Source organism: Azonexus sp. IMCC34839 (assembly GCF_047047955.1).
GTDB lineage: Bacteria > Pseudomonadota > Gammaproteobacteria > Burkholderiales > Rhodocyclaceae > Azonexus.
Genome location: NZ_CP150631.1, coordinates 2,887,448 through 2,901,290 on the forward strand (window position 1 = coordinate 2,887,448; position 13,843 = coordinate 2,901,290).

Here is a 13,843-nt window from a genome sequence, read left to right on the forward strand (position 1 = left end):
GCAGGTATACTTTGCGGCAAAGTGCGAACTCTAGCGAAAGCCATGCGAAAAATCCAAGCTGCCCTCTGTCTGTCCCTCGTCCTGCTGGCCGGTTGTTCGACCGTGCCGCCTACGCCGCCCGTCGTCTCCTGCCCGCCCTGCGCTGCCTGTCCGACCTGTCCGGCGCCGACACCGCCGGTTACGCCTGCATTCTCGCGCACGCTGACGCTGGTCAATTGGAGCGACTTGCCGGGTTGGACTGACGATGATGTCAATGCGGCCTGGCCTGTCTTTCTGCAGTCCTGTCGCGGCATGGCCAGCAAGGCGCATGGTCCGGCCTGGAAGCGCGTCTGCGAATTGGCGCGTGCGGCCGACAAGCCGGGCATCGATGCTCGCCGCTTCTTCGAACAGCATCTGCGACCCTATGCCATCTCCAATGGTGAGGGGGGGAGCGGCATGGTCACTGGCTACTACGAGCCGCTACTGCGCGGCAGCCGGGTTCGCACCAAGGGTTTTGAGCAGCCGGTGCGCGGTGTGCCGGACGACCTGTTGACGATCGATTTGTCGGCGGTTTTCCCCGAGTTGAAGGACAAGCGCGTGCGTGGCCGCCTCGAAGGCAACAAGGTCCTGCCGTATTGGTCGCGTGCCGAAATCTCGGCCAAGGGGGAGCAGTTGCCGGCCAAGACGCTGCTTTATGTGGACGATGCCGTCGAACTCTTCTTCCTGCAGGTGCAGGGGTCCGGTCGCGTTCGTCTGCCCGACGGCAGCATGGTCCGCCTAAACTACGCCGACCAGAACGGTCATCCTTATCAATCGATCGGGCGCGTTCTGGTCGAGCGTGGCGAACTGAAACTGGAAGAGGCATCGATGCAGGGCATCCAGGCCTGGGCGCGGGCCAACCCGGCGCGTCTCGATGACTTGCTGAACGCCAATCCGAGCTATGTCTTCTTCCGAGAGCAGCCCAATAGCAAGGAAGGGCCGGTCGGTGCGCTCGGTGTGCCGCTGACGGCCGAGCGTAGTATTGCCATCGATCCGCGTTCGGTACCCTTGGGTGCCCCGGTTTTCCTGGCCACGACGCGGCCAAATTCGACGACACCGCTAAACCGCCTGGTCATGGCCCAGGATACGGGCGGGGCCATCAAGGGGGCGGTGCGTGCGGACTTTTTCTGGGGCTTCGGCAAGGAGGCCGGCGAGCAGGCCGGGCGCATGAAGCAGAGCGGGCGCATGTGGGTGCTGTTGCCTCCTGAGGCTGCTCCGAAGTGATGCATTGATGCACCGTTAAGAGGCATTTGTATATTTATTGCACGTTAAAGGTGCGCTTTGTGTCGATATGTAATTTGCAACGCACTGATTTGAAACAATTGTTGCGCACTGGAATGGTGCTTGCTTTTGTCGCGGGGTCCTTTGTTTGGGGGTCCCATGGAAACTTACCAATCCAGTAGCAACGTATTGTTCATCCTGCTCGGCGCCATCATGGTGCTGGCCATGCATGCCGGCTTCGCCTTCCTCGAAGTCGGTACCGTCCGCAAGAAAAATCAGGTCAATGCCCTGGTCAAGATCCTGACCGATTTCGGCATGTCTACCGTGGCGTATTTCTTTATCGGCTACGGCATCGCCTATGGGGTGAATTTCTTCTCCGGCGTCGATACGCTGATGGCGCAAAACGGGTTTGAACTGACCAAGTTCTTCTTCCTGCTGACCTTTGCGGCGGCGATTCCGGCCATCATTTCCGGTGGCATCGCCGAGCGTGCCAAGTTTCATCCGCAACTGATGGCGACCTTTCTCCTGGTCGGCTTCGTTTATCCCTTCTTCGAGGGGATTGCCTGGAACCAGCACTTCGGCATCCAGGCCTGGCTGAAGGCAACCTTCGGCGAGGAGTTCCACGATTTTGCCGGCTCCGTCGTCGTCCATGCCATGGGCGGCTGGATCGCCCTGCCGGCCGTGTTGCTGCTCGGCGCCCGCTACGGTCGATATACCAAGGATGGCCGGATGTCCGCCCACCCCCCCTCATCGATCCCCTTTCTGGCGCTCGGGGCGTGGATTTTGACCGTGGGTTGGTTCGGCTTCAATGTGATGAGCGCCCAGACCCTGGACAAGATTTCCGGCCTTGTGGCGCTGAATTCGCTGATGGCCATGGTCGGTGGAACCCTCGTGGCATTGGTGCTGGGCAAGAACGACCCGGGCTTCGTGCATAACGGTCCCTTGGCCGGCTTGGTGGCGGTTTGTGCCGGTTCCGACTTGATGCACCCGATTGGTGCTCTGGTCGTTGGCGGTGTCGCCGGCGCCCTGTTCGTGTTCATGTTCACGCTGACCCAGAATCGCTGGAAGGTCGATGACGTGCTCGGTGTCTGGCCGCTGCACGGCCTATGCGGTGCCTGGGGCGGGATCGCGGCTGGTATCTTCGGCAGCAAGGCCTTGGGCGGTGCCGGTGGTGTCGCCTTCATGCCGCAGCTGATCATGACCGTCTTGGCTATCGTCGTTGCCTTGGTCGGTGGCACGATTGTGTACGGTGGTCTGAAGGCTGCGCTTGGCCTGCGTCTCGATCAGGAAGAGGAGTACGAAGGTGCCGACTTGAGTATCCACAAGATCACGGCAACCCCTGAGCGCGAGCCGAACTGGTAAGGCTCAACTCGGCCGTTGCGCGGCCAGTGCGCCAGGGGTTTGTCTTCCCTGCTCAGCAAAGCCCCGCTTATGCGGGGCTTTTTATATTTCGCCGCTTGGCGTGGGTTTCGCAGATGGATCTTCGCCATCCTCGATGCCCCAGTCACCCCACTGGTACCATTCGTCGCCCAGCATCTCAGCGGGGTGTTGGGTGCGGCCAGAGCCATTGCCGCATTGCAACGAATTTGCCGGGCAGTATTTGTCGCATCCCCAGCAGATGCGCTCGGGGTGTTTAGGGTGGAGAGGAAATTTCTTTGCCATGGCGGAAGCAATTTTAGGGGCAAGGCAAGCCAACGACTTTGATACGGAGCATACGGAGTCGTTGCCTTGGTGAGACGTTCCATCGTGGCTTGGAGAAAGTCGTGATTTATTTCACTGCCGCCCTTTCGGGGATGCCCTAAACTATGACCAAAGGAGTGGATTTCCACTTCGATTCATTAGTTGTCTGGAGGCCGAGCAATGACAAGGGGCAAGGAAAAGCGCTCCGGTGAAGACCGTCGTATCTCGGAGGATGGGCCGCCTAGCGGATGGCGGGAACGGCGCAAGACGGTAGAACGGCGCTTGCCGCGAGTGGTGGAGATTTCGTTGACCGAATGGGCGCGCGAAGTCGTCAGCGTCCGGACGATCAAGGAAGGTCATGAAACCTGACCTAGCCGCGGGCAGCAAATGAAAAGGCCACCTTTCGGTGGCCTTTTGTTTTTTCGGTGGAGCGCTTCTTAATAGACGAAGTCGGCGCGGCGGTTCTCCGCCCACGATTCCTCGTTGTGGCCAGAGGCCTTGGGCTTGGCTTCACCGTTGGATTTCACGCTGATTTGTTTTTCGCTGGCGCCGGCAGCAACCAGCGCGGAGCGTACATTTTCCGCGCGTTGGGCGCCGAGCTGCTTGTTGCGCTCAGCCGTGCCACGTTCGTCGGCGTTGCCCTCAATGCGCACGCGGGCTTGGGGGTTGGCTGCCAGGTAGCGGACATGGGCCTTGAGGATGGGTTCGGCATCGGCCTTGATATCGGCGCTACGGTAATCGAAATAAATACTGCGCTGATCCGGCAAGGTTGCTGAGTCCTTGGCAACAGGCGCCTTCTCTTCGGCGGGCGCTTCCTTCGCAACGGGTTTGGTGTCGCCGGCCGGTTCCTGCAATTCGGTGGGAACGGCCTCGCCGAGCAGGCCGGGGTGTACCTTGAGCGGGCCGCTCTGCGAAATGTGCTTGCTTGGCGGGATGGTGCCCTTGGTCGAGCAGGCGGTAAGGATGACGGAACAGAGCAGGGTGGCGATCAGCTTGGCGCGCATCGTGGAATTTCGGCGTCTAAAGGAATGTCGAATGATAGCCGCTCGCCGCGCCGAGGAATAGCTTCGCATGGTTGGCTGTGGATTGGTTATAAACAAATTCGGTTTTTGTCTTTGTGGTTATAACGGCTCCGGATAAATTAGCGAGCACTGTAATAGGAGGCATCCCATCATGTTCTTGCGCCGTACTCTTTCTGTTTTTGCGCTTACTCTGCTCGCCGGCACCGCGTTCGCCGATGCGACCCTGCTCAACGTCTCGTACGACGTGGCGCGCGATGTGTACAAGGACTACAACCCGATGTTCCAGAAATACTGGAAGGCCAAGACCGGCGAAAGCCTCGAGTTGAAGCAATCGCACGGCGGTTCGTCGAAGCAGGTGCGTGCCGTGGCCGACGGCCTGGAAGGCGACGTGGTGACGATGAATCAGGCCAACGATATCGAGTTTCTGGCCGAGAAAGGCCTGGTCGCCAAGGATTGGGCCAAGAAATTCCCGAACAATGCCTCGCCTTATACCTCGGCCATGGTCTTCATCGTGCGCAAGGGCAACCCCAAGGGCTTGAAGGATTGGGGCGACCTGATCGCACCGGGCGTGCAGATCATCGTGCCGCACCCGAAAAACACCGGCAACGGCCGCAACACCTATCTGTCGGCCTGGGCCTGGGCGCTCAAGCAGTCGGGTGGTAGCGACAAGACGGCGCAGGAGTTCCTCGGCAAGTTGCTGAAGAATGCTCCGCTGTTCGCCGCAGGTGGCCGCGACGCCACCACCACCTTCATGCAGCGTGGCCTGGGCGATGTGCTGATCACCTTCGAATCCGAGGCCGAGATGATCGCCAAGGAATTCGGCAAGGGTAACTTCGAGGTGGTCTATCCCAGCCTGACCATGCAGACCGAATTTCCGGTCGCCATCGTCGACAAGGTGGTGGATAAGAAGGGCACCCGCACGCAAGCCAAGGCCTACCTCGACTACCTGTGGTCGAAGGAAGGGCAGGAGAATGCCGCGCAGAACTACCTGCGGCCGCGCGATGCCGAGTTGCTGAAGAAGTACGCCAGCTTCTTCCCGCCGGTGAAGACCTTCACCGTGGATGAGGTGTTTGGCGGTGCCAACAAGGCTTTTGCCGCCCACTTCAAGGATGGCGGCAGCTTCGATCAGATTTACGTCGCCAAGTAACCGGACGAGTTGCACGCCGCCCCGGCCGGAACGGAAATGTCCCGTTCCGGCTAGACTGCTGCGGTGCACAGCCAAATTTAGCCAAAAACCATGACCGTCAAAACTCAACGCGTATTGCCCGGCTTCGGCCTGGCGCTGGGCTATACGCTGGTCTACCTGTCGCTGCTGATCCTGCTGCCGCTCGGTGGGCTGATCCTCAAGTCATCCCAGCTCGGTTTCGCGCAGATCATCGATATCGCGCTGGGCGAGCGTTCGCTCGCCGCCTTCCGCGTGACCTTCGTATCGTCGTTGCTGGCGGCGGGCATTAACGCCTTCTTCGGTCTGATCGTTGCCTGGATCCTGGTGCGCTACTCCTTCCCCGGCAAGCGTTTCGTCGATGCCCTGGTTGATCTGCCCTTCGCGCTGCCGACGGCGGTAGCCGGCATCACGCTGGCCACGCTCTATGCCGGCAACGGCTGGCTGGGCAAGCATCTCGAACCGCTCGGCTTCAAGGTCGCCTACACGCCGCTCGGTATCGTCGTGGCGCTGACTTTCATCACGCTGCCTTTCGTCGTGCGCACGCTGCAGCCGGTGATCGAGGATATCGAAACCGAGGTCGAAGAGGCGGCGGCCTCGCTCGGCGCCTCGCGCTGGCAGACCTTCGCCAAGGTCATCTTCCCTGCGATTGGCCCGGCCCTGCTGACCGGCTTCGCGCTGGCCTTTGCCCGCGCGCTCGGTGAATTCGGCTCGGTCATCTTCATCGCCGGCAACCTGCCGCTGATTTCCGAAATCGTGCCGCTGTTGATCATCTCCAAGCTGGAGCAATACGACGTCCTCGGTGCAACCGCCTTGGCGGTGGTCATGCTGGCCATTTCCTTCGTGCTGTTGCTGGTCATCAACGTGCTGCAATGGTGGGCCGCCAACCGGCACAAGAACAGCGAGCCGCTGGAAGTCGCTGCCGGCAAGGCGGGAGGTGCACAATGAAATCGACCCGCGCTACGCAGGAGCCGACCTGGGTTCGTTACACCCTGCTGACGGTTGGTCTCGGCTTCCTCTTCTTTTTCCTGGGCTTGCCCTTGATCGCCGTGTTTGCCGAGGCCCTGGCCCAAGGCCTGCCGCTCTACCTGGAGGCATTGCAGGAGCCGGAAACCCGTTCGGCCATCTGGCTGACCATCCTGATCGCGCTGGCCGTGTTGCCCTTCAACATCCTGTTTGGCGTCGCTGCCGCCTGGGCCATCGCCAAGTTCGACTTCAAGGGCAAGAGCCTGCTGATTACGCTGATCGATTTGCCGTTCGCCGTGTCGCCGGTCGTGGCGGGCCTGATTTTCATCCTGCTCTTCGGCTCGCAAGGCTATTTTGGCGAGTGGCTGAGTGCTCATGAGATCAAGATCGTCTTCGCCGTGCCGGGGATGATCATCGCCACGCTGTTCATTACCTTCCCCTTCATCGCTCGCGAATTGATCCCGTTGATGCAGTCGCAGGGCAAGGATGAGGAAGAAGCCGCCGTTTCGCTCGGTGCGTCGGGCTGGCAGATGTTCTGGCGCGTCACGCTGCCGAACATCAAATGGGGCCTGCTCTACGGCGTGATCCTGTCGAATGCCCGGGCCATGGGCGAATTCGGCGCGGTTTCGGTGGTTTCCGGCCACATTCGCGGCGAGACCAACACGCTGCCCCTGCACGTCGAAATCCTCTACAACGAATACAACGCCATAGGCGCTTTTGCCGCCGCTTCCGTCCTTGCCTTGCTGGCACTCGTCACGCTGGTCGCCAAGACCGTCGTCGAATGGCGCATGCGCAAGGAAACCGAAATGCTGACTGCCGACCTGCCGGCCGAGAAGACGTCATGAGTATCGAAATCCGCAACATCGCCAAGCGCTTCGGCAACTTCGTCGCGCTCGACAACATCAACCTCGACATCCCGACCGGCGAGCTGGTTGCCTTGCTCGGTCCCTCGGGCTGCGGCAAGACCACGCTGCTGCGCATCATCGCTGGCATGGAAACGCCAGATCAGGGCGACATCCTGTTCTCCGGCGCCGAGGCGACGCACCTGCATGCCCGCGAGCGCAATGTCGGTTTCGTCTTCCAGCATTACGCCCTGTTCCGCCACATGACGGTCTTCGAGAACGTGGCTTTCGGCCTGCGCGTCAAACCGCGCAAGGAGCGCCCGAGCGAAGCCGAGATCAAGCGCAAGGTCATGGAGTTGCTGGGGCTGGTTCAGCTCGACTGGCTGGCCGACCGCTATCCGTCGCAACTCTCCGGCGGCCAGCGTCAGCGTATCGCCCTGGCCCGTGCGCTGGCTGTCGAGCCCAAGGTGCTACTGCTCGACGAACCTTTCGGTGCGCTCGATACCAAGGTGCGCAAGGAACTGCGCCGCTGGTTGCGCCGTTTGCACGACGAGATGCACATTTCCTCGGTCTTCGTGACGCACGATCAGGAAGAGGCGCTGGAAGTGGCCGACCGCGTTGTCGTGATGAACCACGGCAAGATCGAGCAGATCGGTTCGCCGGACGAGGTTTACTCCAACCCGGCCTCGCCCTTCGTCTATCAGTTCCTCGGTAATGTGAATGTTTTCCATAGCCGGGTGCAGGATGGTTATGCCGAGGTCGAGCGTGGTTCTGGTAGCGGCAGCACGGCCTTCGTGCGTCCGCACGATATCGAGATCGCTCACCAGCCGTTGGAGGAGGCACTCCAGGCGAGCGTCCAGCATGTGCATCCGATCGGTCCGGTTGTGCGTGTCGAGTTGCTGCATCAAAGCGAGATCGTCGAGGTCGAGCTGTCGCGTGAGCGGCACGAGGCGTTGCAACTGGCGGTTGGTCAGAGTGTCTGGTTCCGGCCACGGCAGATGAAGGTTTTCGGGGCCGACCGGCAGCCGCTGGCGGCGACCGAAAAACAGCCTTTCCTGTTTTGATCCAGCGGCGGGGGCTTGCCGATGAGGCGAGCCCAGGCGGCTGAATTTCTGGCTATTTTTCCGATCTGGCTCAATCGGGGCAGGGGGTGGCCAGTGCTATAATCGGCCCCCATTTTGTGCGCATCTGCCCATTCCGGTGATATTTACCCTCGGCATCAACCATCATTCCGCGCCGCTTGCGATCCGTGAGCGTGTGGCGTTTGGCGCCGACAAATTGCAGCATGCGCTGGCCGATCTGGTGCATAGCCAGACGGTCAAGGAAGCTGCCATCCTGTCTACGTGCAACCGCACCGAGATTTATTGCGCCGCCGAAACGCCGGATGCGGTGATCGACTGGCTGGCGCACTATCACGGGATTCCGCGCGCCGAGATCGCACCCTACGTCTATGCCCACCCGCAACCGGAAGCAGTGCGTCATGCCTTCCGCGTGGCCAGCGGACTGGATTCGATGGTCATCGGCGAGCCGCAGATTCTCGGCCAGATGAAGGACGCCATCCGCGCCGCTGAAGAGTCGGGAACGCTCGGCACGCAACTGCACAAGCTCTTTCAGCGCTCCTTCTCGGTGGCCAAGGAAGTCCGCTCGACAACGGCCATCGGCGCCAATATCGTCTCGATGGCAGCCGCTGGCGTGCATCTGGCCGAACGGATTTTCGAATCGATTGCCGACCAGCGCATCCTGTTTATCGGTGCCGGCGAGATGATCGAATTGTGCGCCGCGCATTTCTGCGCCCAGAAGCCGAAGCAGGTCACCATCGCCAACCGCACCATCGAGCGCGGTCGCGCCCTGGCCGAGCAATACGGCGGTACGGCCATCCGTCTCGACGAGTTGGGTGAGTACCTCCCGCAGCACGACATCGTCGTTTCCTGCACCGCCAGCCCGCTACCGATCATCGGCCTGGGCATGGTCGAGCGCGCGGTCAAGGTGCGCAGGCATCGTCCCATCTTCATGGTCGACCTGGCTGTGCCGCGCGATATCGAGGAAGAGGTCGGCGAACTGGACGACGTTTTCCTCTATACCGTCGACGATCTGGCACAGGTCGTGGAAAGTGGCTTGGAGTCGCGTCAGGCGGCGGTGGTCGAGGCCGAGCAGATTATCGGCAATCGCGTTCAGGATTTCCTGACCTGGCTGCAGTCGCGGGAGACCGTGCCGGTCATTCGGTCACTGCGGGACAGCGCCGAGCGCATGCGTCGCCACGAGATGGAGCACGCCTTGAAGTTGCTGGCCAAGGGCGAGGCGCCGGAGAAGGTGTTGGAGCAGCTGTCGCAGCGTTTGACCAACAAGTTCCTGCATGCGCCTACGCAGGCGCTGAATGCCGCCGAAGGTGGTGAGCGCAGCGAACTCCAGACCGCGGCGGCCCGCCTCTTCCACCTGCACTCCCAGGATTGATTTTTCTCAGGCTATAAGCGGGAAGTCCTGCGTCATCGGGGCAACGATGATGCGGTTGCGCCCCTCGCGTTTGGCTTGCAGCAGGGCGGTATCGGCGGCTTCAATCAAGGTGCTGCCTGTGACATGTGCAGGCACGGAGGCAATACCGCAACTGAAGCTGGCGCGTAGCGAGCCGCGTGCATGGGCGTGCGGCAACTCCGAGAAATCGTTGCGTATTCTGTTTAGCAGCCGAAGGGCCTGATCGCTATCGGTGCCATTCAATGCAACGATGAACTCCTCGCCACCATAACGACCGATCAGGTCGGTATTGCGCAGTCGGCCGCGCAGCAACCAGGCCAGGCTGCGGATGACCTGATCGCCGACCGGGTGACCGTAATTGTCGTTAATCGACTTGAAGCGGTCGATGTCGATCATGGCCACGGTCAGTTTTCCTGTCGGCAGGGCGCGGCGCACCATCTGCTCCAACTGCTCCTTGGAGGACGAGTGGTTGAGCAGGCCGGTCAGGCTGTCGTGGCGGCCCGAGCGCTGCATTTCGCGATAGCGCTCAATCTTGGTCTTGACCACGGCTGCCAGCACGATCGGGTTGGCCGGCTTGGTCAGGAACTGGTCGCCACCCAGACGCAAGGCTTCGACCTGATGCGCGATATCGGTTTCGCTCGACAGGTAGATGACCGGCAAGGTCTGGAACTCGGGAATCTGGCGCAAGGCGCGGGTGACTTCGACGCCGGTGCAGAAGGGCATGTGCATGTCCATCAGGATGGCATGCGGCCGGTAGTCGGCGATGGCTTGCATCAGGTCGAGCGGGGTGTGGATGGCGCGACTCTCAATGCCGTGCAGATTCAGGGCGCGCTGAATGTGCGCGACGGCAGTTTTTGAGTCTTCGACGACGAGGACGCGATGCGTCTCCTGCTCGCGGCTTTCGACCAGATCGAGGATGCGCGACAGGATGTCGCTCAGCTTGAACTCGGCAGGAATGCAGACATTGGCACCGGCTCGTTGCAGACCGACGATGGCTTCGAGTGAGGAGGGGACCGAAAGGCAATAGAAGTAACTGGTGAGGTAACGCGCTTTAAGGCGCTTGATGGTTTCCAGTGCGCTGTGCGGATAGATACGGTCTTCGTGGTCCGGAATGCAGACGACGGCAAGCGGACTGTCTTCGATGCTTGGCGTCTCTTCCCAGGAGATGGGGTGGGCCTTGAAGCCGTAGAAGGACAATTGCTCGACTAGGGCCTCGCTCCACGGATGGGCAGGGCGAGAGACGATCAATACGTTGCGTTGGCGTATCCAGTGGCCCTTGCTGTCCTCGTCCGCATCGCTTGCCCGTTTGGCGGCGACGGCCGGGGTTTCGTGGCGCCGCAACAAATCAAGAATGACACCCAACTGCTGACTGATGGCGTCGGCCAATTCGCCAGTCACCGGGTGAGTGGAGCTTTCGTTGAGCAGCGCGAGTGCGCGGTTCTCCAACTCTTGGCTGGCGACGGCCATGCCGGGCAGGTTCTGCTGCCCGAGCCGTTCGGTCAGGCCGTTCAGCGACAATGTGAATTCGACAAAATGGTCGAAATCACCGCTGGCACGATAGCTTTGCCAGCGCAGCTCCAGTGTTTCTGCCAGCGCGATCAGGGAATGCGAGACGGTAGCCATGACGATTGCCAAAAATGAATGCAAGATTATGGTGCTTTCAATGTCCCGTGACAATGACCGCCCATCGCCGATGATTGGTGTTCTCGGGTACCATTACGCCCCTTCTCCATAAGACCCCGGCTGGCCCTGAAAAATGAAATCGAGCATCCGCCAAAAACTCGAGTTGCTGGTCGATCGCCTCGATGAGATCGACCGCATGTTGTCCGCGCCCGATGCGGCCGGCGACATGGAGCAGTTCCGTAAGCTGACGCGCGAACGGGCCGAAATCGAGCCGGTGACCATACAGTTCAACGCCTTCCGCCAGGCCGAAAACGACCTGGCCGAGGCCGAAGCCATGCTGGCCGATCCGGACATGCGCGAGTTCGCGGAAGAAGAGATGGCAGCCGCCAAGGCGCGCTTGCCGGAGTTCGAACTGGAATTGCAGAAACTACTTCTGCCCAAGGACCCCAACGACGAGCGCAACGTGCTGCTGGAAATTCGCGCCGGCACCGGTGGCGACGAATCGGCCTTGTTTGCCGGCGACCTGCTGCGCATGTACACCCGTTATGCCGAGCGTCAGCGCTGGCAAGTCGAGGTCATGTCGGCCAGCGAATCGGAACTGGGCGGCTACCGCGAAGTGATCTGCCGCATCGCCGGTTTTGGGGCCTATTCGCGGCTGAAGTTCGAGTCCGGTGGCCATCGCGTGCAGCGCGTGCCGGAAACCGAAACTCAAGGGCGCATCCACACCTCGGCCTGTACCGTGGCGATCATGCCCGAGGCTGACGAGGTCGAGGATGTGAACCTCAATCCGGCCGACCTGCGCATCGACACCTTCCGTGCTTCCGGCGCCGGTGGCCAGCACATCAACAAGACCGATTCGGCGGTGCGCATCACGCACCTTCCGACCGGCATCGTCGCCGAATGCCAGGATGGTCGTTCGCAGCATGCCAACAAGGCCTCAGCGATGAAAGTGTTGGCGGCGCGTATCAAGGACGTGCAGGTACGCGCCCAGCAGAGCGCCATCGCCAGCACGCGCAAGAGCCTGATCGGCTCGGGCGACCGCTCCGAGCGCATCCGCACTTACAACTTCCCGCAGGGCCGGGTGACCGACCACCGCATCAACCTCACGTTGTACAAGATCGCCGCGATCATGGACGGCGACATGGATGAGTTGCTCGATGCCCTGGCCGCCGAGCATCAGGCCGAACTGCTGGCCGAACTCGCCGAGCAGAACTGAAAATGACCCTGGGTGAGGCGTACAACTCAGCACGCCAGCGTATCGACCGCCTCGATGCGCGTTTGCTGCTCGAATACGCGAGCGGTTGTACGCACACCGACCTGCTGGCCCGGCCGGAAATGCCGCTGATCGCACCAGCCGCCGCGCAGTTTGCTGAATGGGTCGAACGGCGCGCCGCCGGTGAACCGCTGGCCTATCTGGTCGGCGAGGCGGAGTTTCGCGGCCGGGTCTTCCAGGTGTCGCCCGAAGTCCTGATCCCGCGACCGGAAACCGAGGTACTGATCGAACTGGCGCTGGAGCGCATGCGCGGCCTGGCTGCGCCGAGCGTGGTCGATCTAGGCACCGGTTCAGGCATCGTCGCCATCTCGCTGGCGCTGGAATGCTCGTCGGCAGTCACTGCTGCGGTGGACGTGTCCAAAGGGGCAATTTCCGTGGCGCGCAACAATGCCGGGCGCTTGGGGGCGCTGGTCGATTTTCGTGAGGGCAGCTGGTTCGATCCGCTGGCCGGCCAACGCTTCGATCTGATCGTCTCGAATCCGCCCTACGTGGCGGCTGGCGACCCACATCTCGCCCTGAACGGTCTGCCTTTCGAGCCGCAAATGGCGCTGACCGACGGCGCCGACGGCCTCGATTGCATCCGCGCCATCGTCGCCGGTGCGCCGGCTCATTTGAATCCTGGCGGCTGGCTGCTTTTCGAGCATGGCTACGACCAAGGCGAAGCCAGCCGGAACTTATTGCGCGCCGCCGGGTTCAAAGGCGCATTCACCCAAACCGACCTGGCCGGTATCGACCGCGTTTCGGGCGGTCATCTGTAAATCCTGGAGATAGCATGTCCGACGTTAAGCAACGCATCCACGAAACCGTCACCACCAACCCGGTCGTTCTCTACATGAAGGGCGATGCCCGCTTCCCGCAATGCGGCTTTTCGGCCACCGCCGTGCAGATCCTGAAGGTTTGCGGCGTGAACGACTTCGTGACCGTCAATGTGCTGGCCGACGAGGAAATCCGCCAAGGGGTCAAGGAATACGCCAACTGGCCGACCATTCCGCAGCTCTACATCAAAGGCGAATTCATTGGCGGCTGCGACATCATGAAGGAGATGTACCAGACCGGCGAACTGCAGAAGTTGCTGGAAGGCGTCGCCGCCTGATTCATAGCGCCAGGAAGCAAAAAGGCCCGCCAATTCGGCGGGCCTTTTGTTTTGGGCGGGATGCGTTCAGATTTCGCTGACGCTGAATTCGATATTCGGACCGTCGGCCACCACTTCCTTGACGGCGCAAGCGGCGATGCTGTCCAGCACGGCCTGCTTGTGCTCGGCCGGGAATTCGGCCGGGAAGCGCACTTCGGTCTTGAACTTGGCCAGGGTCAGCGGGCCGCCGGGGCCGGCGAAGGGCTTGCAGGCGATTTCGATGCCGGCCGGGGAAACGCCGAGCGGTTTACAGGCTTTTTTGGTGTACACCGCAGCACAGGCGGCCAGGCTGGCGTAGAAACCTTCGAGCGGGTTCATCAGGCTGCCGTCGAGCGCGAAACTGGCTTCATGCTTGCCGGTGCTGACCTTGATGAGCGGGGTGGAGTCGACGACGGTGCTGTACATGCTGATCTTCCTTGAGTTTTGTCTTGTGGC

Annotated in this window: 15 protein-coding genes; 11 read left to right on the forward strand and 4 right to left on the reverse strand. The window is 61.3% G+C overall.

The window, feature by feature from the left end; translation table 11 throughout:
- The first annotated feature begins 42 nt into the window (after positions 1–42).
- Together WIF35_RS14050 and WIF35_RS14055 are read left to right on the forward strand one after the other, a co-directional pair.
- On the forward strand, positions 43–1,242 hold the full coding sequence (locus WIF35_RS14050; protein ID WP_412478844.1) for a murein transglycosylase A: 1,200 nt from the start codon (positions 43–45) through the stop codon (positions 1,240–1,242).
- A gap of 156 nt (positions 1,243–1,398) precedes the next feature.
- Positions 1,399–2,601 (forward strand): ammonium transporter, encoded by a 1,203-nt coding sequence (locus tag WIF35_RS14055; RefSeq protein WP_412478845.1) that lies wholly within the window; start codon positions 1,399–1,401, stop codon positions 2,599–2,601.
- Positions 2,602–2,682: 81 nt separating this feature from the next.
- Here the strand turns inward: WIF35_RS14055 and WIF35_RS14060 are convergent, their stop codons facing one another.
- Complete coding sequence (locus WIF35_RS14060; protein WP_412478846.1) at positions 2,683–2,901, reverse strand: DUF3079 domain-containing protein; 219 nt, start codon at positions 2,899–2,901, stop codon at positions 2,683–2,685.
- Between the two features lie 198 nt (positions 2,902–3,099).
- Here WIF35_RS14060 and WIF35_RS14065 point away from each other — a divergent pair, with 198 nt between their 5' ends.
- The gene (locus WIF35_RS14065; RefSeq protein ID WP_412478847.1) at positions 3,100–3,288 is read left to right on the forward strand and encodes a hypothetical protein; all 189 of its coding nucleotides are present in this window, start codon (positions 3,100–3,102) and stop codon (positions 3,286–3,288) included.
- Between the two features lie 68 nt (positions 3,289–3,356).
- Here the strand turns inward: WIF35_RS14065 and WIF35_RS14070 are convergent, their stop codons facing one another.
- Positions 3,357–3,923 carry an OmpA family protein gene (locus WIF35_RS14070; RefSeq protein WP_412478848.1) on the reverse strand — a complete coding sequence of 189 codons (567 nt, stop codon included), beginning with the start codon at positions 3,921–3,923 and terminating at the stop codon, positions 3,357–3,359.
- A 169-nt stretch (positions 3,924–4,092) separates the two neighbouring features.
- Here WIF35_RS14070 and WIF35_RS14075 point away from each other — a divergent pair, with 169 nt between their 5' ends.
- The 5 genes from WIF35_RS14075 (at position 4,093) to hemA (ending at position 9,362) form a co-directional block, all read left to right on the forward strand.
- Positions 4,093–5,088 (forward strand): sulfate ABC transporter substrate-binding protein, encoded by a 996-nt coding sequence (locus WIF35_RS14075; RefSeq protein WP_412478849.1) that lies wholly within the window; start codon positions 4,093–4,095, stop codon positions 5,086–5,088.
- 90 nt (positions 5,089–5,178) lie between these two features.
- Positions 5,179–6,051, forward strand: coding sequence for a sulfate ABC transporter permease subunit CysT (gene cysT, locus WIF35_RS14080; protein ID WP_412478850.1), 873 nt, complete (start codon positions 5,179–5,181; stop codon positions 6,049–6,051).
- Positions 6,048–6,914, forward strand: a complete 867-nt coding sequence (gene cysW / locus WIF35_RS14085) for a sulfate ABC transporter permease subunit CysW (protein WP_412478851.1) — start codon at positions 6,048–6,050, stop codon at positions 6,912–6,914. The genes cysT and cysW overlap by 4 nt, the downstream gene beginning before the upstream one ends.
- On the forward strand, positions 6,911–7,975 hold the full coding sequence (locus WIF35_RS14090; protein ID WP_412478852.1) for a sulfate/molybdate ABC transporter ATP-binding protein: 1,065 nt from the start codon (positions 6,911–6,913) through the stop codon (positions 7,973–7,975). The genes cysW and WIF35_RS14090 overlap by 4 nt, the downstream gene beginning before the upstream one ends.
- Positions 7,976–8,111: 136 nt before the next feature.
- Complete coding sequence (hemA, locus tag WIF35_RS14095; RefSeq protein WP_412478853.1) at positions 8,112–9,362, forward strand: glutamyl-tRNA reductase; 1,251 nt, start codon at positions 8,112–8,114, stop codon at positions 9,360–9,362.
- Between the two features lie 6 nt (positions 9,363–9,368).
- Here hemA and WIF35_RS14100 read toward each other — a convergent pair whose 3' ends face one another.
- Entirely contained in the window at positions 9,369–11,003 is a 1,635-nt protein-coding gene (locus WIF35_RS14100; protein WP_412478854.1) for a diguanylate cyclase, read from the reverse strand.
- 133 nt (positions 11,004–11,136) lie between these two features.
- Here WIF35_RS14100 and prfA point away from each other — a divergent pair, with 133 nt between their 5' ends.
- Genes prfA through grxD form a run of 3 tightly spaced genes read left to right on the forward strand, consistent with a single transcriptional unit; the run spans position 11,137 to position 13,369 of the window.
- The gene (prfA, locus tag WIF35_RS14105; protein WP_412478855.1) at positions 11,137–12,219 is read left to right on the forward strand and encodes a peptide chain release factor 1; all 1,083 of its coding nucleotides are present in this window, start codon (positions 11,137–11,139) and stop codon (positions 12,217–12,219) included.
- Between the two features lie 2 nt (positions 12,220–12,221).
- Positions 12,222–13,034 (forward strand): peptide chain release factor N(5)-glutamine methyltransferase, encoded by an 813-nt coding sequence (prmC, locus tag WIF35_RS14110; protein WP_412478856.1) that lies wholly within the window; start codon positions 12,222–12,224, stop codon positions 13,032–13,034.
- A 14-nt stretch (positions 13,035–13,048) separates the two neighbouring features.
- Entirely contained in the window at positions 13,049–13,369 is a 321-nt protein-coding gene (grxD, locus tag WIF35_RS14115; RefSeq protein ID WP_412478857.1) for a Grx4 family monothiol glutaredoxin, read from the forward strand.
- Between the two features lie 66 nt (positions 13,370–13,435).
- On the opposite strand, the gene WIF35_RS14120 is transcribed toward grxD, so the two are convergent.
- Positions 13,436–13,813 (reverse strand): OsmC family protein, encoded by a 378-nt coding sequence (locus WIF35_RS14120; RefSeq protein ID WP_412478858.1) that lies wholly within the window; start codon positions 13,811–13,813, stop codon positions 13,436–13,438.
- Positions 13,814–13,843: the final 30 nt, after the last annotated feature.